This is a genomic window from Treponema sp. J25 (genome assembly GCF_004343725.1).
Classification (GTDB): Bacteria; Spirochaetota; Spirochaetia; order Treponematales; family Breznakiellaceae; genus J25.
On sequence record NZ_PTQW01000013.1, the window covers coordinates 169,877 to 187,519 of the forward strand.

The following is a 17,643-nucleotide window of genomic DNA, read 5'->3' on the forward strand; positions in this document are numbered from 1 at the left end:
CCTTGTTAATTTTGGGGAGGTGCTGATATGCCAGCAAAGAAAAAGGGCGTGGCTTCAAAACTACGGTTGGGAATTCAACTCATGTTTTTGCTTCTTATTACGCTTATTAGCGTGAACCATGGATTGTCTGAAACGGGAATCCAAATTCCCTTTATAGGTAATCCATCGTTACATGGGATTTGTCCCTTTGGTGGAGTGGTGTCTCTCTATCAACTTGTTACCACGGGGAGTCTTGTACAAAAAGTACATGAAGCTTCAGTAGTGCTCATGGCTCTTGTGTTCTTCCTGGCTGTTCTTTTTGGTCCCGTATTTTGTGGCTGGGTATGTCCCATGGGGACGGTGCAGGAACTTATCGGTAAACTGGGAAAAAAGCTCTTTAAGAAACGGTATAATCATTTTGTTCCCTCTCGTCTGGATGGTTACCTCCGGTTCTTACGGTACGGCGTATTGGTGTGGGTTGTGTATGTTACGGCCACTTCCATGAAACTGGTGTTTTCTGATGTGGATCCCTATTACGCTCTTTTTAACTTCTGGACCGGTGAAGTGCCCCTTACGGCGTTGATTATCCTGGGGCTTACTTTAATAGCCTCTCTTTTTATTGAACGGCCCTTCTGTAAGTATGCCTGTCCCTACGGCGCCCTCCTGGGAATTTTTAATATCTTCCGTATTTTTGGAATTAAACGGAATCAGAATACCTGTATTAACTGTAAGGCCTGCGATCGGGCATGTCCCATGAACATATCTGTTTCTACGAGTACAACCGTTCGTCACCATCAGTGTATTACCTGTCTTCAGTGCACCTCTGAAACGGCCTGTCCTGTGCCTGCTACGGTAGAACTTATGGCAGGGAATTTTTCTTTAGAAGCCAAGGGGGCGCAAAAAGTGTCCACAGAAGGGGGTGCCCAATGAAGGTTTTTGTAAAATCATACGTGTTGGTGGGAATTATAGTTGGAACCCTAGTAATCGGTATAGGAGGGGCTAAAGCCCTCGGGTGGTGGATTACGGCTTCGCAAAAGGTGGCCAAGAAGATCACCACCGGGGATTTTGCGGGAATGAGTGACCCCGCGGATCTTCGAGGATCCTATACCTTTGCGGATATGGAAAAAAATTATGGGGTCCCTGTTTCTGTTCTTGCCCAGGCTTTTGGATATACCGATGTGCCTGATCCTTCTCTCATTAAAGCAAAGGATATTGAAGGCCGCTATGGAACCATGGGAGATAAGGAAATTGGTACCGATTCGGTGCGGCTCTTTGTTGCCCTGTATACGGGTATCCCGTACACTCCAAAAGAAGAAAGTACCGGTATCCTGGATACGGCGATAAAGGTGCTCCGGGACTTAAGTAAGCTTACGGATGAACAAATAGCCCAGCTACAACCCCGCCTGGTGGTTACCCAGGAGCAGAACACTGAATCGCCCGCCTCTGCGAGCGATCCAAAGGTTCCTGAAACTAAAACGTCCGATTCAGGAGAAACGGGGGTCCCTCAGAAAGTGCCTGCGGCAACCACCAATGTTGACCAAACTCAACCGGTTGCGGCCACCAAAGGAACGGGTTCGGATGGACAAAGTGTATCTTCTACTGCAGTATCGAATTCCCAGACTCAGCGAACCTCCCCTGCTACCGAAGCAACCCATACACCCCTTCCCCAGACAAGCTCAGAAAATCTTATTCGGGGAAAAACTACCTTTGCAGAGGTTTTAGCCTGGGGTGTTTCAAAAGCTCAAATAGAGCAGGTGTTGGGTAAACCGATGCCACCCGAACAAACGGTTATTCGGGATTGGTGCCTTGCGGAAGGACTGGAATTCAGTACTGTCCGGGATGCGCTACAAAAATTAAAACCTTAGGGAAGGGAAAGACTGGGTTTTATCTTTAAAATAACTTAATAACTTACATTACTCCCATGTAACCCCAGGGCGTTTGTGCCGCTGGGGATTTTCTTAATGGGACGATTCTTTGAAGAAGGGCCCCCGTTAAAGTGAAAGAGTCCTTTTTGTGTCTTGTTGCCGCCGCTGGGGTGTTTATCTGGGTGGTTTGTATAGAAAAACATAAAAAACCTGTGATACAGTTACACAACGTATTTCCTAATTTTGTGGAGGACCTATCATGAAATCAGAGAAAGAACCCATATTAGACAAGAAAATGGCGATTCTGTTTATAGTTCTTTTCGGCGTGATAAGCCTTTTTGCGGATATGAACTATGAGGGTGGCCGCAGTGTGGTGGGCCAGTACCTTAAACTCCTGGGAACCAGTGCCTTTGCCCTGGGGCTTGCGGCGGGCCTTGGAGAATTTGTGGGATATGCCCTCCGGTTTGTCTCTGGTTCTATCGCCGATAAAACAAGGAAATACTGGCTTTTAATCATCCTGGGGTATACCATCGGCCTTACCTCTCTTCCTATGATGGCCTTTTTTAGTGGCTGGCAACTGGCTATTATCTTCCTTTTTTTAGAGAGGGTAGGCAAGGCCATTCGTAAGCCCGCGGTAGATGCGGTGCTTTCCTTTGCCTCTAAACAGACCGGCAGTGGTTTCGGGTTTGGACTCCACGAAGCCATGGACCAGTTAGGGGCTTTCCTGGGGCCAGCCCTTTTTTCTCTTCTTTTGTTTACCACAAAAAACGGAGAGTCCCTAGCGGGATACCGAAAAGGGCTACTCCTATTGTTTATTCCGGCGGGTATTGCGGTAGGAACCGCCATAGTGGCCCGTTTTTTGTTCCCCCATCCTCAAAAATTTGAATTAAAAACGGTCCGATCCGTCTTAGGGACAACCGGTTACAGTCGGGAATACTGGATTATTGTGGCGGCGGCGGCCCTCTTAGCTATGGGAATCACCGACTTTCCCCTTATTGGGCTTCACCTTAAAAAGACGAATGGTTTTGTGGAAGAGGCCATACCTCTTTTGTATGCCGGGGCCATGGCAGTGGATGCGGCGGCGGCCATCGTGTTTGGGTTCCTCTATGATCGTTTTGGATTGAAAGCCCTTTTAGGGCTCTTTGTGGTAGAAGTGTTTACCGCTCCTCTTATTTTTATGGGGAATATTCCGCTTATTCTGGCAGGTATGGTGTTGTGGGGAATCAGTGTGGGAACCCAGGAATCGATTCTGAGGGCCGCCATTGGCGATTGGGTTGATGAATCGGTTCGAGGGAGGGCGTATGGGCTCTTTCATACGGTGTTTGGATTTTTCTGGTTTGTGGGAAGCGCCATTATTGGGGTCTTCTATGACCTCTGGGGTGCCTTACCACTGGTGATTTTCTCGGTGATAACCCAACTGGGGGCCCTGGTGTTGTTCAGTATGTTGTTAGTGTATAGGAAAAAAAACCAGGGAGCAGGAAAATAATCCTCCTTCCATAGACGGGGCCGCGACTGGCCCCGTCCTAGGCTCTGAGGGCCCGCCGGCCCTTACGGAAAAAGAGCCAGGGCTGAGCGCCTTTGGGGCTTGAGGATCATGGCTAACACTCTCCGTAGTTATTGGCGGACGGTGTTCCGTTTTATCTTTTTGGTGGTGGTCATTTCCATAGGTTCATCTATAATTGTAAGCCGTTCAATTCTTTGATAGGGTAAAAGCCTGCCATTAACTTCTGCGATAATTTCTTCTATCCGTTTTTTTATGTCTGCTTTTGGTCGCAATCCTCCCTGTTCGTCTTTGAAAGCTTCCTGATTGGGATACACCAGGGCTTCGATTTTTTCTATCTTCATTTTTCCATCCGCCATATACCCTCGTACCAGAATTTGTTCGATTTCAGGATAGAGTTGAAATTCGTTTTCTATCTCTTCGGGGTATACGTTTTTACCCCCTTCGGTGACAATGAGGTTTTTAGCTCGACCTGTCAGATACAGGTAGTTTTCCCGATCGAGATACCCCACATCCCCTGTTTTAAGGTAGCCATCGTCGGTAAAAACAGCCCTGGTTTCGTCGGGCATTTTGTAATACCCCTGCATAACCATGGGCCCTTTTACGATGATTTCTCCCACCCCGCGGGCATCGGGATTAAGAATTTTCATATCCACCTGGGGAAGCACCTTTCCTACACTCGTCTCTTTGTAATGCTCTTTAGGGTTTAACGTAAGAATAGGACTTGTTTCGGTAAGCCCATAACCCTGGATAAAATCGATACCAAGCTGGTTGTATTGACGAAACACCGCTGGTGCAAGGGGCCCGCCGCCGGAGATACAGATTCGTATTGAAGAAAGCGAAGCCTTTTCCAGGATTGAGTGGAACATTTTCTTACCTGGATTCACCTTAAATAGTTTTTTAATAAAACCGCTTATGGCCATCATGCTTCGAATAAGAAGATACACCAGAAGCCCCTTTTCTCGAATACCTTTCATTATCCCCTTGAGTACCGCATTAAACAGCATGGGTACCCCGAGGAACATGGTTACCTGGGCTTCTTTAAGTTCTTTAAGAATTGCTTTGGTTACGATCCGTTTTCCAAACACTACCTCTGCTCCGACGGAAATCGCTTCGATAAAAACCGCCAGCATGGTGTACGAATGATGGATCGGCAGAAGAGCATAAAATACATCGGTAGGATAAATGGTAAGATGACTTTGGGCGAGGTAGCAATCGGATACAAGGTTCTTATGGGTAAGCATCACCCCCTTGGGGTTCCCGGTTGTCCCGGATGTAAAAAGGATGGCCGCCAGGTCCTCTTCCTTAGTTTGAGGAAGGGTATTGTCGGGACCATCAAGATCGTAGATATACGTACCGATTCCTTTCTTAAGGGAAACAATTTCCCGGAGAAGGCCGGATTTTTCGGCAAAATAGGGATATTTTTCTTCATCTACAAAAAGAATTTGAACATCCGCGGTCCGCAAAAGTAGTTCTATTTCTTCCTGTTTCAGTTGATAATCGATAGGAACCACCACGGCCCCGGCGAACAAAATCCCTAAGTAAGCTATGGCCCATTCGGGGCTATTCTTCCCCGTCACTCCTACGGTGGAACCCTTATGAATCCCCTTGCTTGCAAGCCATCGGGCTACGGCTTCTATTTTTTTTAAGGCCTCGGCATAGCTTAAGCTTATTCGATCCGGTTCATATACGGTAAAGCAGGGTCGCTCCCCATACCGGCTACAGGTAATCCGAAACATCTCAGGAAGGGTTGGCCACTGGCCTGAAAAAAAAGTGCCCCGATAGTCGTCAAGAAATGCCCAGGGGGTGGTTGTGGTTTTCATAGATGTACCTCTATTAGGTTGATTTTTTTGATTATAGGGGGAATTTGAGTAAAAAAGAAGGGGGTTCTTTGTACAATTTTTGTCCCCTGTGATACATTGAAAGCTATGAAGAATAGAACTTTATTTTTAGTCTGGCTAGGTGCTCTTGTTTTTTGGTCCTGTGCGGATGGGCGCCTTGCGGTTAAGCTGGATTCTCCCCAGGCCGCTACCATCCAGTTTTCCTTTGCCCTGGGAGAAAAAACACTCAATCTTATTCGGAACCTTTCTGGAAACCCTAATTTAGGAATTGATAACCGACCTATTGAGGAAGGGCTTAAGGACTTGCCGGGTGTGGAAAGGGTGTCGCTGAAAAGTGTATCTCCCTCTGCTCTTGAAGGGACCCTCCAGATGAATAATATTCCCCTTTTCTTGAATCGGATCCCCGTGGGAACGGTTTCTTTTCTTTCTTCGGGAGGGGGAACCCTGGAATTGCAGTTTTCTCGAAACCATCGGGAAGCCCTGCTTGCCCTGTTTTCTCCGGATGTCCGAGACTATCTTGATGCCCTTATGGCCCCTGTGATGACGGGAGAACGGCTGTCTCGAAAGGAATACCTCTCGCTCCTGGAATCGGTGTATGGCGTTGCCCTGCGACGGGAAATTGAGCAGAGTCGATTACGGGTTAGTTGCACCGTCCCGGGGACTATTACGACCATCACGGGAGGCACCAGCGATGGAAAGGTGGGTAATTTCTCTTTATCTGTTATAGATTTTCTGGTGCTCGAACAACCGGTTGTTCTGAGGCTTAGCTGGAAGTAAGCCTTTTCTAACATAATGATAAAAATATATAGATAAAAATTGAAATAGAAGGGTGCTTGTCTAATTTTTTATAGTATTATAGAATACCCCTGTATTAATACGATATTTTTTTATCTATTTGTTAGGGGGTTGTTTCATGGCACAGGTAGGCGCCACCGTAACGCGGGACATAGAGTTCCCTCCGGAACTTACCGCTTTTATCGATGAATGGAAGGTAAAACCGGGCAGTCTCATCATGATTCTCCATAAGATCCAAGAAACCTTTGGATATATTCCCCGACCAGCGGCCGAGAAGGTTTCAAAGGTAACCGGGATACCCCTTGCCCGGATCTATGGGGTAATAACCTTTTACCATTTCTTTAAAACGACGAAGCCGGGGAAATACAAGATCTCCGTATGTCTGGGAACAGCCTGCTACCTGAAGGGTGGGCAGGAACTTATCGAAGAGGCCCGGAATATCCTGAGCCTCTCTGAGGGGGGAGTGACGGAAGACGGTCTTTTTTCCATCGATCCGGTCCGCTGTGTTGGTTGTTGCGGCCTTGCGCCGGTCATTACCATTGGAAATGATGTATATGGTAAGGTAACAAAGGATCAGCTACCTGACATCATTGCCAAGTATCAAAATGCGTAACCGATGCATTTTACTCTGAGCGATCTGGTACTTGATGTGGCCCAGAATGCGGCAGAGGCACATTCCAAAAGGGTGAGGGTACAAATAGAAGAGACAGAAAAGAGATTCTATTTTTCTGTTCAGGATGATGGAAAAGGGATGGACAGGGAAAGCCTTCAGCGGGCTCTGGATCCCTTTTATACGGATGGAACAAAACATCCGGGGCGAAAGGTGGGGCTGGGGCTTCCTTTTTTGGTCCAGACCGCCGAGCAGAGTGGGGGTGGCTGGAACGTTCAATCTGAACCGGGGAAAGGAACAACCGTGGCAGGGTGGTTCGATCTTGAAAATGTGGATTGTCCCCCGGTGGGCGATATTCCCGGATTGATTCGGACCATCCTTCTGTTGCCGGGGCCAGAGGAGTGGATCCTGTACCGCTCTCTGGTTCGGCAGGGTCGCCGCATCGAGTATGAGGTTCGACGCTCTGAGCTAGAAAACGTGTTGGGGAATCTGGAAGAAGGGGAAAATCTCATACTGCTGGATCAGTATTTGAGATCCCAGGAAACAGAAGAATAAGGACGATAAGGAGCGTGATATGGCAAAGATGACCCTGGAGGAGCTGAGGAAGCTCAGGGAATCCAAAAAAACAGACCTCCGCAAGCGAGACACGGAGGGAAAAAACATTCAAATCATTGTAGGGATGGGAACCTGTGGTATTGCTGCTGGGGCCAAGGCAACCTTAGACGCCTTCTTAAAGTTGCTTGATGAAAAACACCTGGTGGATCAGGTGATGGTGCGGCAAACCGGCTGCATGGGACTCTGTCATTCAGAACCAACCGTGGAAGTTGTGGTTCCAGGGATGCCTACCATCATTTATGGCAAGGTAGATGCGGCAGCGGCGGCCCAGATAGTGGAAAAGCATATCATTGGCAGGGAACTGGTAAATAACTTGATTCTTGACCGACCTGCTGCAGATATTATTGCGAAGTAAGGGGGACAAGCGCATGGCCTATAATCATTATATTTTAGTCTGTGGCGGTACGGGCTGTGAATCCAATAAAAGCGATGAAATTTACCGGAATTTACTCGCCGAAGCCGAAAAACAGGGTGTAAAAGATCAGGTTCAGATTGTTAAAACCGGTTGTTTTGGGTTCTGCGAAAAGGGACCTATTGTAAAGGTTTTGCCGGAGGATTCTTTCTATGTGGAAGTGAAGCCCGAGGATGCGCCGACTATTATTGCGGAACAGATTGTTAAGGGACGCGAAGTCCAGCGGCTTCTGTACAAAAAAGATGCAAGCCAGAAAGTAAAAACCGCGGTAGAGGATATCGAATTTTACCAGAAACAGGTCCGGGTGGTCCTGAGAAACTGTGGGGTTATCAATCCGGAAAATATCGATGAATACATAGCACGGGAAGGCTATGTGGCTCTCGAAAAGGCCCTCTTTGAAATGACCCCCGAACAGATCATCGAAGAACTTAAGATTTCCGGTCTCCGGGGCCGGGGTGGGGCTGGATTCCCCACCTGGCTTAAGTGGGATATTGCCCGAAAGGTTCCCGGCGATGTGAAATACATGATCTGCAACGCCGATGAAGGAGACCCCGGGGCCTATATGGACCGTTCCACCATCGAAGGGGATCCCCATTCTATCATCGAGGCCATGATTATCGCCGGAAAGGTGATTGGGGCTCATCAGGGCTTTGTGTATATCCGGGCCGAATACCCCCTTGCTATTGACCGGCTTAAGATTGCTATCCAGCAAGCAAAGGAGTATGGCCTGTTAGGGAAAAATATCCTCGGCAGCGGTTTTGATTTTGATATCGAAATTCGGCTTGGGGCCGGGGCCTTTGTGTGTGGGGAAGAAACGGCCCTCATTCAGTCTATCGAAGGTAAGCGGGGAATGCCAGTTCCCAAGCCCCCCTTCCCGGCTCAACAGGGACTCTGGGGAAAGCCCACGGTTATCAATAATGTGGAAACCCTGGCCAATATCCCGGTTATCCTTACCAAGGGGGGGGCCTGGCTCGCTAAGATTGGTACTGAAAAATCCAAGGGAACCAAGGTCTTTGCTCTTACCGGAAAGGTGAATAACTCAGGGTTGGTGGAAGTTCCCATGGGGACCACCCTTCGGGAGATTGTGTTTGATATCGGTGGGGGCATTAAAAACGGGAAGAAGTTCAAGGGAGTTCAGACCGGTGGTCCTTCCGGTGGAATCCTTACCGAAGCGAGTCTGGACACACCCATCGATTATGAAAGTCTTACCGCCCTGGGCTCCATGATGGGATCCGGGGGGATGATTGTCATGGATGAAGACGACTGCGTAGTGGACGTTTCCCGCTTCTACATGGAATTCTGCGTGGATGAATCCTGTGGGAAATGTGCTCCCTGTCGTATTGGCACCACCCAGATTAAGAATATCCTTGAGAAAATTGCCCGAGGCAACGGAGAGATGGAGGACCTTCAGCGGCTTGAAGACATTGGGAAGGCTATGACCAAGGCCTCCCTCTGTATGCTTGGGGGTTCTGCGGCGAATCCTACCCTTTCTACCATTAAGAATTTCCGGGACGAATATATTGAACACATTGTAGATAAGAAATGTCGGGCCGGTAAGTGTAAGCACCTCGTGCGATTCGAGATTGATCCCTCTAAGTGTATCGGTTGTGGCCTCTGTGCCCGTCGGTGCCCCGTAAATTGTATCAGTGGCGAAAAGCGGCAGCCCCACGTGATCGATGCTTCCAAGTGTATCAAGTGTGGGGAATGTTTTAACACCTGTAAATTTGGCGCAGTGCTTAAGAAGTAAGGAGTGTGATGATGGTAAATATTAAGGTAAATGGCGTGCCCCTCCAGGTAGAAGAAGGGACCACTATTCTGGATGCGGCGAAAAAAATCAACATAAAAATTCCTACCCTTTGTTATAATCCCGATCTCCACCCCTGGGCGGCCTGTGGAATCTGTATCGTCCGTATGGAAGGGTCACCAAAAATGGTCCGTGCCTGCTGCACTCCTGTTTCAGAAGGTATGGCTATCGTTACCCACGATCCCGAGATCATCAAGGTGCGCCGGACGGTGGTGGAACTCATTCTTTCCAATCACCCTAACGATTGTCTCCAGTGCCCCCGGAACGGCAACTGTGAACTCCAGCGGTTGGCCGCGGAGTTTGGAATTCGGCAGGTTCCCTATCAGAGTATCGTGAAGGACCTGCCTATCGACGATTCGAATCCTGCCATTGTCCTTAACCCAGAAAAATGCGTGCGCTGTGGGCGCTGTGTGAAGGTGTGTCAGGACATGCAGAATGTCTGGGCCATTGAATTCCTCGGTCGTGGTATCAACGGCCGGATTGCGTCGGCGGCCGATGTGCCCCTGGGGGACAGCCCCTGTATCAAGTGTGGTCAGTGTGCAGCCCACTGTCCTGTCGGTGCCATTTACGAACGGGATGATACCACGAAAGTGTGGGCTGCTCTGCAGAATCCGAATGTTCACCCGGTGGTACAGATTGCTCCTGCCGTTCGGGTGGCTCTCGGGGAAGAGTTCGGTCTTGAGCCTGGAACTATCATCACCAAAAAAATCTATGCGGCCCTGCGGCGTCTTGGGTTTAAGACCGTGTTTGATACCAACTTTTCGGCGGACCTTACCATTATGGAAGAGGGAACAGAGCTGGTAAAACGCCTTACCCAGGGTGGTGATATTCCCCTTATCACCAGTTGTTGTCCTGCCTGGGTCGACTATATGGAAAAATATTACACCGACTTCATTCCCAATTTCTCTACTGCCAAGAGCCCTCAGCAGATGATGGGGGCCATGATTAAGACCTACTGGGCTCAGAAAGCAGGGGTGGATCCGGCCAAGATTTTCTCCGTGTCCGTCATGCCCTGTACGGCTAAGAAGTGGGAAACCACCCGTAACGACGATATGCGGTCTTCTGGTTATCAGGATGTGGATGTGTCTATTACTACCCGGGAATTAGCCCGGATGATTAAACAGGCGGGTATCGATATCCTGAACCTGCCGGACGAAGAAGCGGACAGTCCCCTCGGGCCCTATACGGGGGCGGGTACCATTTTTGGTGCCACCGGTGGAGTTATGGAAGCGGCGGTGCGGACGGCCTACTACCTGGTGACCAAAAAGGAACTGGGGGATGTAAACTTTGTGGCTGCCCGGGGACTTAAGGGAGTAAAAGAAGCGGAAGTGGACCTGGACGGAAAGAAAATCCGTATTGCTGTGGCCCATCAGATGGGAAACATTGCCGCCGTCCTGGATAAGATTCGGGAAGCCCGAGAAGCCGGCAAGGAACCGCCCTATCACTTTGTAGAAGTGATGGCCTGCCGTGGTGGTTGTATCGGTGGTGGTGGGCAGCCCTATGGGTGTACCGACGAGGTACGGGCCAAACGGATTTCAGGTATCTATCATGATGATGAAAAGAGCACCTACCGCTGTTCTCACCAGAACCCCTATATTAAGCAGGTATATGATGAGTTCCTTGGTGAGCCTAATAGTCACAAGGCGCACGAACTCCTTCATACCCACTATGTGGCCCGGCCCTTGTATTTAAAATAATCCGGACTTAAAAAACCCAAAAATGAAGATGCGGGTGGTTTAACGAATAGCGAACACCGCAGGCCCCGGAGCGATCGCCGGGGCCTTTTTATTTTGAAAAATTTTTGGAAGAAACAAATTAACGAGAGGGAATAGTCAGAAAAATTCAGAGTTTATGATGCCTTCCTGAAAAAATATATGGGGGGACAAGTTCTGTCCCCCCACGTTTTTAGAATCTCCGGTCCCTCAAGAATTTCGGGTTGGGAAATACTTGAAAAATAGCCTTACTCTCCTTCTTTTATTATTTCGATTTTAATCCCCTCGTTTTGTTCTACCTCTTCTTTAGGTGGGATGGTTACCTTAAGAACTCCATTTCGGTACACGGCCTTTACTTTTTCCTGGGCAAACTTATCCAACGGGACATAGTATTTTTGTTTTTCAATATCCTTCAGTTTAAGTCGCCGTTTAAGGAACCGGACATTTTCGTCCAGTTGGTATTCGGGGTTAATCTTGGCAGAAAATACCATATAGTCCCCCTGGAAAGAGAGGCTGATGTTTTTTTCATCAAACCCTGCCAGGGCGAACTCAAATACCAGGGTGCGGTCAGGGAGCATGTAGACATTCATGGGAGGATACGAATAGTTGGGATAGTAATCCACATTTTCGTCCTGCCCATAGCCAAATCCTCCAAAAGGCCCCCGTCCTTCTCCAAAGGTGCCAAAATTCCGATGGAATTCGTCACTGAAATTCTGGGCCGCTTCGAAGATTTCGTCGAAGATGGTCCCCAAATCCACGTACACCTTGTTCCCTTTCATATGGAACTCCTTACTCCTACCGTCCTGCTGGCACGGTAAAATTGATGATCCTCCCTACGGAGCGATCTGTGAGCCCTCCTCTGAGGTTACTCACCTTCTCTAGTATAAAGTATACCTGTTTTTATAACTCTTGACAATGAAAATAGGTGTTTAGCTACCCGTTGGATTCTAGGGATGCTTCTATGATTCGGATGATACGGGGTCCTCCCCCCAAGGGTTTTCCCTTTCTTATGAAATATTGTAGTCCCCATACCCCAAAGATGCCTCCTATCCCCAGGGCAACCCGAAGGTCCTGAGCCAAAGAGGGAAAAAGGTAGCCACTCCCCCAGAAAAGTACCCCAAACACTATAAGGGGTGGCAAAAAGAGAAGCAGGGTCTGTTTCCATACTGCTTCCTGGGCTTGTTCTATTTCCACTGTTTGACCCACCTGGAGCGGTAAACCCAGGGGATTTTCTGCCACAAAGCGTTTCCCGTTGGCCCGACATTCCTGGTTCATGCAACCAAAACAGGCCGCTAACTCCCCTCCCTGAATGGTTATGTGGGATCCTTCAATCTTCACTATCGTGCCGATCTCTTTCATGAGGAAGCTCCTTACAATCTATACGAAGAGGTTCTATTTTTTCTGCTTTTCCTTCAGGATTAACCTCGACGATAACCCCTTGCAGTTGAGGCCGATCCCAGGCGTCCCGGCTCCAGTCGGGAACACCGGTCTGGTATTCCCGGATGCGACTGAAAATTTCGGTGCCTCCTACCGAATCAAGGCTTCCCGTCCGCCCTGCGTCGGTAAGCACCGCCGTTCCCCCGCCAAGGATTCGGGCATCCGCGGTTTGAACCCGTCCATGGGACCCGATAACGGCGCTGGCCTTGCCTGCCGCTAGAGCAAAGAGGGCCTGCTTTTCTGCCGTGGTGGCTCCATGGAAATCTACTAGTACTATGGGAGTTTCCTGATGAAGCCGCTCTAGAAGTACTGGTAATAGAACAAAAGGGTTATCTCCATGGATGCGATTAAAACCGCTTTGCCCCAGGAGTACTGCCACTCCCACCTTCGTGGCCCCCACGGAGTATACTCGACTCCCGTACCCCGGGGCATAGGGACCGATGTTCGCAGGCCGCAACACATAGGGGAGTTTCTCCATATTTTGAACAAGATCTTTTTTATAAAAGCAGCAATCCCCGGTAGTAATAACATCTACCCCTAGCTTTCGGATATAGCCCGCGTGATTTCGCCCAAGACCGTATCCATTGGTGGCCCCATCTCCACAGGCAATAACAAAGTCTACGTTGTTTTTTATTTGTGGTAACACCTGTTTAAGGGTAAAAATGCCTGCCTTTCCTACAATTTCGGCTACATAGAGGATCTTCAATTTGGGATCTCCCTGCTATCGTAGTTATCGGTAATCCCGGAGAGGGCCCAGTTCAGTAAGTCGCCGTTCATATTCTTTGCCTGCCTTTTCATCCCCTAGTTCATAGCAAGTATCACGGATATTGAAAAGGGCATCGTAATAGAGGGGAAAAAGCCGGAGTGCTTCTTCGAAACAGCGACGGGCTTCTTCATAGTTCCCCTGGGTAAAATATAATACCCCAAAGTTGTTCCATGTTTTGGGAGCCAGGGGAGCGATTTCCAGGGCTTTGCGGTACAGGGTCTCCGCTTCTTCGTATTGTTCTAGCTCATAGCAGATAAGCCCCATGGAAGCCCAGGCCTCTGATACAAAAGGATCGAGCTCGATGGTGCGTTTAAAACTCTCCAGGGCGTTTGCATAATCCCCTATCCGTTGCTGGGCGATACCAAGATTAAGCCATATGAGGGGATTCGCAGGCTCAAGGGCCAGGGCCTTTTGAAACAGAGGTATCGCATCGAGTGCCCGATTTGCTTCGGTAAGGGCAATGCCAGAATCATTCAACATCGCTGCCGTTTCCATGGGTACCTCCTATTACAAATATACGACAATTCCCGTTACATTACACGAAAATAAAAAACATTGATACCCGTCAGGATACGGAATTTTTGGAATGTAAGGAGCAGCGCCTGGAACAAGAAATTAGGTTCCGGGGAATTGGCGCTGGGTAAAGGTGGCCACGAGAGCATTATTATGTGTGCCCCACAGGTTTTACAGGGAGGGGCTTTAAGGGGACTCAAACCTTTGGACCAGGTACTGGTATCGACTGCGAAGAATACCGTTCTTTGTGAGGGTTTGCGGAGTATATCGAATAGGGGAGGAAAGAAGGGTAACTAATCGAATTGCCTGGTTAGTTGTTAAGGATTGAACCCCTTTGTTGTAATGAAAGCGGGCTGCCCCTTCTATACCAAAGATACCCTTTCCCCATTCAGCGTAGTTAAGGTACAGTTCCAGGATCCGATCCTTCGATAATATCAGTTCCATTTCCAGGGCTATGATTATTTCTAGGTATTTTCGGAGATAGGATTTTTCGGGAATTAAAAAGAGGGTCCGGGCGGTTTGCATGGTAATCGTGCTTCCCCCATATACGGGCCTTCCAATCTGTTGATTCAGGCGATAGGCGTTCTTTATCGCGGCAGGTAAAATCCCCCGATGGTTGTAAAATTCCCCATCTTCTACCCGAATTACCATGTTACGTACGTATCGAGGAATTTTGTTAAGTGGTAAGTAGCGAGGCGCTTTTATCTCCCAACCGTATACTACCCGCCGGTATAACATGAGCGTTGTGGCCGGTGGATTTATAAAACGGAATATGCCCAAACAAAGGGACGTAGAAAGAATAAAAATTCCGTGCAGGATAACTACCCATTTAATGCTTATCTTGAGAAGGTTGATGAGCCTGGCCGCCCAGAGAGAAGGGGAGGTAGGGGATACTTTCTGGTGGGATTTCCTTTGTTGGGCCAACCATCGGTAGTGTTTTTTTATATAGAAAAGACTTGCAGTTTTTGTTCGCTCCAGATCTTCTTCAGTAAAACAAAGGAACGGTTCTGTTGGCGATTTATTTTTCTTCCGTGGCACAAAGAAAATATACCCTATCTTGATAGGGCTGCGGCAAGAGGGGAAAAACAGTCGGGAAATTAATTGTTTTATAGGGCCACGACAAGTGGGATAGCACGCAATTGATGCTTATGTGGCCGCCTGGTGCGGCTCGCCCCCATCATCACATTACTGATATTCTTTTGCAAGAGCACTAATACGATGCGCCATATTGGCCAGGCTTACCTGCTCCTGAACGTGACCCAATTCGTAGGCTACCCGGGGCATTCCATACACGACTGATGAAGCCTCGTCCTGCCCAAGGGTAATCCCGCCGGCCCTCAGAATTTCACCAAGCTCCCGGGCCCCATCCCGCCCCATCCCGGTCATGATTACCCCCATGGCGCGGTTCCCAAATTCTCGGGCTACCGAGGCAAAGAGAACATCCGCTGAGGGACGGTGGCCATTTACCGGTGGACTGTCACTGATACGGGCCACCGTGGCAAGGGGCCGCTTTTCTACTTCCAGATGACGATCCCCCGGAGCGATGAGGATTCTTCCGGGGCGGATGATGTCCCCGTCCTGGGCTTCTTTTACTTCCAGAGGGCAAATGCTATCCAGACTTTTGGCAAATTCGCTGGTAAAACCGGCGGGCATGTGTTGAACTACCACAATCGGGGCAGGCAAGTCCCTATCGATCTTTGAAAAAACCTCTCGCAGCGCGTTGGGGCCGCCGGTGGAAATCCCTATCGCAATGATTTCAATGGGTCCCGGTTTCCGTTCGGGCACTATTTTAGTGACCGGTGGTACTGGTTTTTTGTGTTCCTCTGCCGGTATTGCCGTTGGTATTTCGGAAGGAGCAAGGGGTTCGCCGGTGGGGAGGGGTTTCCCTTTTTTTTGCCGGTACTGACAGCCATAGGCGTACAACATGTTTACCAGCTGTTCCCGGATCTGTTGAACATTTTCAGGATTGGTGTCCGAGGGCTTCATGATGAAGTCGCTTGCCCCCAGAGCCAGGGCTTCCATGGTGATTTCTGCACCCCGACGGGCTATGGAAGAAAGGATGATAACGGGAATATCTATGCCCAGCCTTCGGCGTTCTTTCAGGAACTCAATGCCGTTCATCTGGGGCATTTCGAGATCCAGAACGATGACATCGGGGGTGCACCGCTCTAGTTTTTGAAGCGCGAAGAGGCCATTCATGGCCTTATCGATGACCACAAGGCCACTCTTGCTTGCCACCATCCGGCTTATGAGGTTCCGCATCAAAGCGGAGTCATCAACAATTAGGACCCCAATTTCGTGTGCCACACAGGACTCCTTGCTTTAGATGTATTTTCTATAGAATGTAGCCCATTCGGTCTTTACAAACTCAAACTTGGTGTTCATGCCAAAAAGGGACTCCGAGTGTCCGATGAAAAGAAAGGACTTTGGCGCCATGGCTTCCCAGAAACGTTCTATGGTAGCTTTTTGAGAGGCCTCATCAAAATAGATGAGCACATTGCGACAAAATACCACGTCCATGTTTCGGAGTCCGGAGTCGTACATAAGATTATGGTAGTCAAAGCGGATCATCTGTTTAATCTCATCCCGGATCTGATAGCCCCCATCCACCCGGGTGAAATACTTTTTTAGGTAATGATCGGGGACTCCTACCACACGGGCATCCGCATAAAATCCCTCTTTCCCAACCATAAGAGATTTAAGACTGATATCGCTGGCCACGATTTCGGCGAACCACGGCGAAGGAAGGGTCTCTTTCATCAACATTGCAATAGTATAGGGCTCTTCACCGGTAGAACAGCCGGCACTCCAGACCTTTATCTTAAAATCGTTAAGAGGTTTTTTGATCTTTATTAACTCGGGGATCACGTATTTTTCCAGAGCGTCGAAATGGGCCTGGTTTCGAAAAAATCGGGTAAGGTTGGTAGTGATGGAGTCCAGAAAGAGTTTAAGTTCTTCTTTATCTTTACTAACTAAGTCATAATAGGCTCGTACTTCATTCAATCCCTTTTCGCGTAACTGTTCCTTTAATCGGCTTTCAAGAATAGCCCGGTTAGTATCGGAGAAATGAATACCACTTTGATTATAGATGAGTTTTCGAAAAAGCTCGAAATCTCCGTCGGATAAAAAACTACTCATAAAATAAAGTGTAAAAAGGCAAATATAGGCTGTCAATTGAATTTCGACGTGATATACTACAAATATGAGCAAAATATCTATTCCCTGTGAATTAATAGGCCTTGCCTATGAAGAAAGACGGGAATTACCCTTTGTGTTGCTCCGGGAACCCCAGAGCGGCAAAGTAGTCTCGTTTCCGGTAAATCATGCGGAGGCGAGCAGTATTATTTTTGGGGCAGAGGGAATTCGGGGGCCCCAGCCGGGAATTCACGATGCCTTTATTCAATTCTTTGTAAATCATGGATATAAAGCTGATTATGTCTATATCTGGGGGGATGGGGATACCCATTTTTATGGATATTTAAAGTATCATGCTCGGTTTGTGTCCCATCGGCTTGAGATGAATCCCGCCGATGCCATTTCCCTGGCTATTCGCTTTAAGGTTCCTATTATGGTAGATGAAACTCTTCTTGCCCATATGCCGGATAGGGATAAGAAAGAACAGGAAGCGGGTTTTTCTTTTCAGCAGGTTCTTGTTTTTGATCATCCGCCGGTTTCCTGGGTTTCGTAAGCCCTTTGGGTTTTCTTTTTATGGGGGAACTTGTCTACTCCTCTTCGTTGTTGTGTTGTGAGGGGTGGCGGCTCTGGCTGTTGTTTTTGAATGGGTCCCCCTCTT

General features: G+C 48.5%; 18 protein-coding genes. 10 read left to right on the forward strand and 8 right to left on the reverse strand.

All coding sequences use genetic code 11. The features are described 5' to 3' along the window. Nucleotides 1-27 precede the first annotated feature (27 nt). From C5O22_RS05085 to C5O22_RS05095, 3 genes are all read left to right on the forward strand, one after another. Nucleotides 28-909, forward strand: coding sequence for a 4Fe-4S binding protein (locus C5O22_RS05085; protein WP_132780114.1), 882 nt, complete (start codon nucleotides 28-30; stop codon nucleotides 907-909). Continuing rightward, nucleotides 906-1,844 carry a hypothetical protein gene (locus C5O22_RS05090; RefSeq protein ID WP_132780115.1) on the forward strand — a complete coding sequence of 313 codons (939 nt, stop codon included), beginning with the start codon at nucleotides 906-908 and terminating at the stop codon, nucleotides 1,842-1,844. The genes C5O22_RS05085 and C5O22_RS05090 overlap by 4 nt, the downstream gene beginning before the upstream one ends. A gap of 259 nt (nucleotides 1,845-2,103) precedes the next feature. Then, complete coding sequence (locus C5O22_RS05095) at nucleotides 2,104-3,330, forward strand: MFS transporter (RefSeq protein WP_132780116.1); 1,227 nt, start codon at nucleotides 2,104-2,106, stop codon at nucleotides 3,328-3,330. A 128-nt stretch (nucleotides 3,331-3,458) separates the two neighbouring features. Here C5O22_RS05095 and C5O22_RS05100 read toward each other — a convergent pair whose 3' ends face one another. Then, a complete protein-coding gene (locus C5O22_RS05100) occupies nucleotides 3,459-5,168 on the reverse strand; it encodes an AMP-dependent synthetase/ligase (RefSeq protein ID WP_132780117.1) in 1,710 nt (569 codons plus the stop codon). Nucleotides 5,169-5,273: 105 nt separating this feature from the next. Here C5O22_RS05100 and C5O22_RS05105 point away from each other — a divergent pair, with 105 nt between their 5' ends. From C5O22_RS05105 to C5O22_RS05130, 6 genes are all read left to right on the forward strand, one after another. After that, nucleotides 5,274-5,963, forward strand: a complete 690-nt coding sequence (locus C5O22_RS05105) for a hypothetical protein (RefSeq protein ID WP_132780118.1) — start codon at nucleotides 5,274-5,276, stop codon at nucleotides 5,961-5,963. Nucleotides 5,964-6,099: 136 nt separating this feature from the next. Beyond that, entirely contained in the window at nucleotides 6,100-6,594 is a 495-nt protein-coding gene (locus tag C5O22_RS05110; protein ID WP_132780119.1) for an NADH-quinone oxidoreductase subunit NuoE family protein, read from the forward strand. Between the two features lie 3 nt (nucleotides 6,595-6,597). Then, on the forward strand, nucleotides 6,598-7,146 hold the full coding sequence (locus tag C5O22_RS05115; protein WP_132780120.1) for an ATP-binding protein: 549 nt from the start codon (nucleotides 6,598-6,600) through the stop codon (nucleotides 7,144-7,146). A 19-nt stretch (nucleotides 7,147-7,165) separates the two neighbouring features. After that, complete coding sequence (locus C5O22_RS05120) at nucleotides 7,166-7,561, forward strand: (2Fe-2S) ferredoxin domain-containing protein (protein ID WP_132780121.1); 396 nt, start codon at nucleotides 7,166-7,168, stop codon at nucleotides 7,559-7,561. A 13-nt stretch (nucleotides 7,562-7,574) separates the two neighbouring features. Continuing rightward, on the forward strand, nucleotides 7,575-9,365 hold the full coding sequence (gene nuoF / locus C5O22_RS05125) for an NADH-quinone oxidoreductase subunit NuoF (RefSeq protein WP_132780122.1): 1,791 nt from the start codon (nucleotides 7,575-7,577) through the stop codon (nucleotides 9,363-9,365). Between the two features lie 11 nt (nucleotides 9,366-9,376). Next, nucleotides 9,377-11,119, forward strand: a complete 1,743-nt coding sequence (locus C5O22_RS05130; RefSeq protein ID WP_132780161.1) for an NADH-dependent [FeFe] hydrogenase, group A6 — start codon at nucleotides 9,377-9,379, stop codon at nucleotides 11,117-11,119. Between the two features lie 263 nt (nucleotides 11,120-11,382). Here C5O22_RS05130 and C5O22_RS05135 read toward each other — a convergent pair whose 3' ends face one another. The 7 genes from C5O22_RS05135 to C5O22_RS05165 all read right to left on the reverse strand — a co-directional run bounded on the left by C5O22_RS05135 (nucleotide 11,383) and on the right by C5O22_RS05165 (nucleotide 16,988). Continuing rightward, nucleotides 11,383-11,913, reverse strand: coding sequence for an Hsp20/alpha crystallin family protein (locus tag C5O22_RS05135; protein ID WP_132780123.1), 531 nt, complete (start codon nucleotides 11,911-11,913; stop codon nucleotides 11,383-11,385). A 154-nt stretch (nucleotides 11,914-12,067) separates the two neighbouring features. Continuing rightward, complete coding sequence (locus C5O22_RS05140; protein WP_132780124.1) at nucleotides 12,068-12,493, reverse strand: SoxR reducing system RseC family protein; 426 nt, start codon at nucleotides 12,491-12,493, stop codon at nucleotides 12,068-12,070. Next, nucleotides 12,462-13,277 carry a TIGR00282 family metallophosphoesterase gene (locus C5O22_RS05145; protein WP_132780125.1) on the reverse strand — a complete coding sequence of 272 codons (816 nt, stop codon included), beginning with the start codon at nucleotides 13,275-13,277 and terminating at the stop codon, nucleotides 12,462-12,464. The genes C5O22_RS05140 and C5O22_RS05145 overlap by 32 nt, the downstream gene beginning before the upstream one ends. 24 nt (nucleotides 13,278-13,301) lie before the next feature. Next, nucleotides 13,302-13,832, reverse strand: coding sequence for a tetratricopeptide repeat protein (locus tag C5O22_RS05150; RefSeq protein ID WP_132780126.1), 531 nt, complete (start codon nucleotides 13,830-13,832; stop codon nucleotides 13,302-13,304). Between the two features lie 204 nt (nucleotides 13,833-14,036). Next, entirely contained in the window at nucleotides 14,037-14,888 is an 852-nt protein-coding gene (locus tag C5O22_RS05155) for a biosynthetic peptidoglycan transglycosylase (RefSeq protein ID WP_132780127.1), read from the reverse strand. A gap of 147 nt (nucleotides 14,889-15,035) precedes the next feature. Beyond that, nucleotides 15,036-16,112, reverse strand: coding sequence for a protein-glutamate methylesterase/protein-glutamine glutaminase (locus tag C5O22_RS05160; RefSeq protein WP_243692872.1), 1,077 nt, complete (start codon nucleotides 16,110-16,112; stop codon nucleotides 15,036-15,038). 60 nt (nucleotides 16,113-16,172) lie between these two features. Further along, complete coding sequence (locus tag C5O22_RS05165; protein ID WP_132780129.1) at nucleotides 16,173-16,988, reverse strand: CheR family methyltransferase; 816 nt, start codon at nucleotides 16,986-16,988, stop codon at nucleotides 16,173-16,175. Nucleotides 16,989-17,052: 64 nt separating this feature from the next. Here C5O22_RS05165 and C5O22_RS05170 point away from each other — a divergent pair, with 64 nt between their 5' ends. Continuing rightward, entirely contained in the window at nucleotides 17,053-17,538 is a 486-nt protein-coding gene (locus C5O22_RS05170; RefSeq protein WP_132780130.1) for a bifunctional nuclease family protein, read from the forward strand. The last annotated feature ends 105 nt before the right edge of the window (nucleotides 17,539-17,643 follow it).

Excerpts from the sequence above, each read along its gene's own strand:
- C5O22_RS05170 (WP_132780130.1), top strand. The coding sequence starts at position 17,053 with ATGAGCAAAATATCTATTCCCTGTGAATTAATAGGCCTTGCCTATGAA.
- C5O22_RS05115 (WP_132780120.1), top strand. The coding sequence starts at position 6,598 with ATGCATTTTACTCTGAGCGATCTGGTACTTGATGTGGCCCAGAATGCG.
- C5O22_RS05095 (WP_132780116.1), top strand. The coding sequence starts at position 2,104 with ATGAAATCAGAGAAAGAACCCATATTAGACAAGAAAATGGCGATTCTG.
- C5O22_RS05110 (WP_132780119.1), top strand. The coding sequence starts at position 6,100 with ATGGCACAGGTAGGCGCCACCGTAACGCGGGACATAGAGTTCCCTCCG.
- C5O22_RS05140 (WP_132780124.1), bottom strand. The coding sequence starts at position 12,493 with ATGAAAGAGATCGGCACGATAGTGAAGATTGAAGGATCCCACATAACC.
- C5O22_RS05150 (WP_132780126.1), bottom strand. The coding sequence starts at position 13,832 with ATGGAAACGGCAGCGATGTTGAATGATTCTGGCATTGCCCTTACCGAA.
- nuoF (WP_132780122.1), top strand. The coding sequence starts at position 7,575 with ATGGCCTATAATCATTATATTTTAGTCTGTGGCGGTACGGGCTGTGAA.
- C5O22_RS05090 (WP_132780115.1), top strand. The coding sequence starts at position 906 with ATGAAGGTTTTTGTAAAATCATACGTGTTGGTGGGAATTATAGTTGGA.
- C5O22_RS05085 (WP_132780114.1), top strand. The coding sequence starts at position 28 with ATGCCAGCAAAGAAAAAGGGCGTGGCTTCAAAACTACGGTTGGGAATT.
- C5O22_RS05160 (WP_243692872.1), bottom strand. The coding sequence starts at position 16,112 with ATGCGGAACCTCATAAGCCGGATGGTGGCAAGCAAGAGTGGCCTTGTG.
- C5O22_RS05120 (WP_132780121.1), top strand. The coding sequence starts at position 7,166 with ATGGCAAAGATGACCCTGGAGGAGCTGAGGAAGCTCAGGGAATCCAAA.
- C5O22_RS05130 (WP_132780161.1), top strand. The coding sequence starts at position 9,377 with ATGGTAAATATTAAGGTAAATGGCGTGCCCCTCCAGGTAGAAGAAGGG.
- C5O22_RS05165 (WP_132780129.1), bottom strand. The coding sequence starts at position 16,988 with ATGAGTAGTTTTTTATCCGACGGAGATTTCGAGCTTTTTCGAAAACTC.
- C5O22_RS05105 (WP_132780118.1), top strand. The coding sequence starts at position 5,274 with ATGAAGAATAGAACTTTATTTTTAGTCTGGCTAGGTGCTCTTGTTTTT.
- C5O22_RS05135 (WP_132780123.1), bottom strand. The coding sequence starts at position 11,913 with ATGAAAGGGAACAAGGTGTACGTGGATTTGGGGACCATCTTCGACGAA.
- C5O22_RS05100 (WP_132780117.1), bottom strand. The coding sequence starts at position 5,168 with ATGAAAACCACAACCACCCCCTGGGCATTTCTTGACGACTATCGGGGC.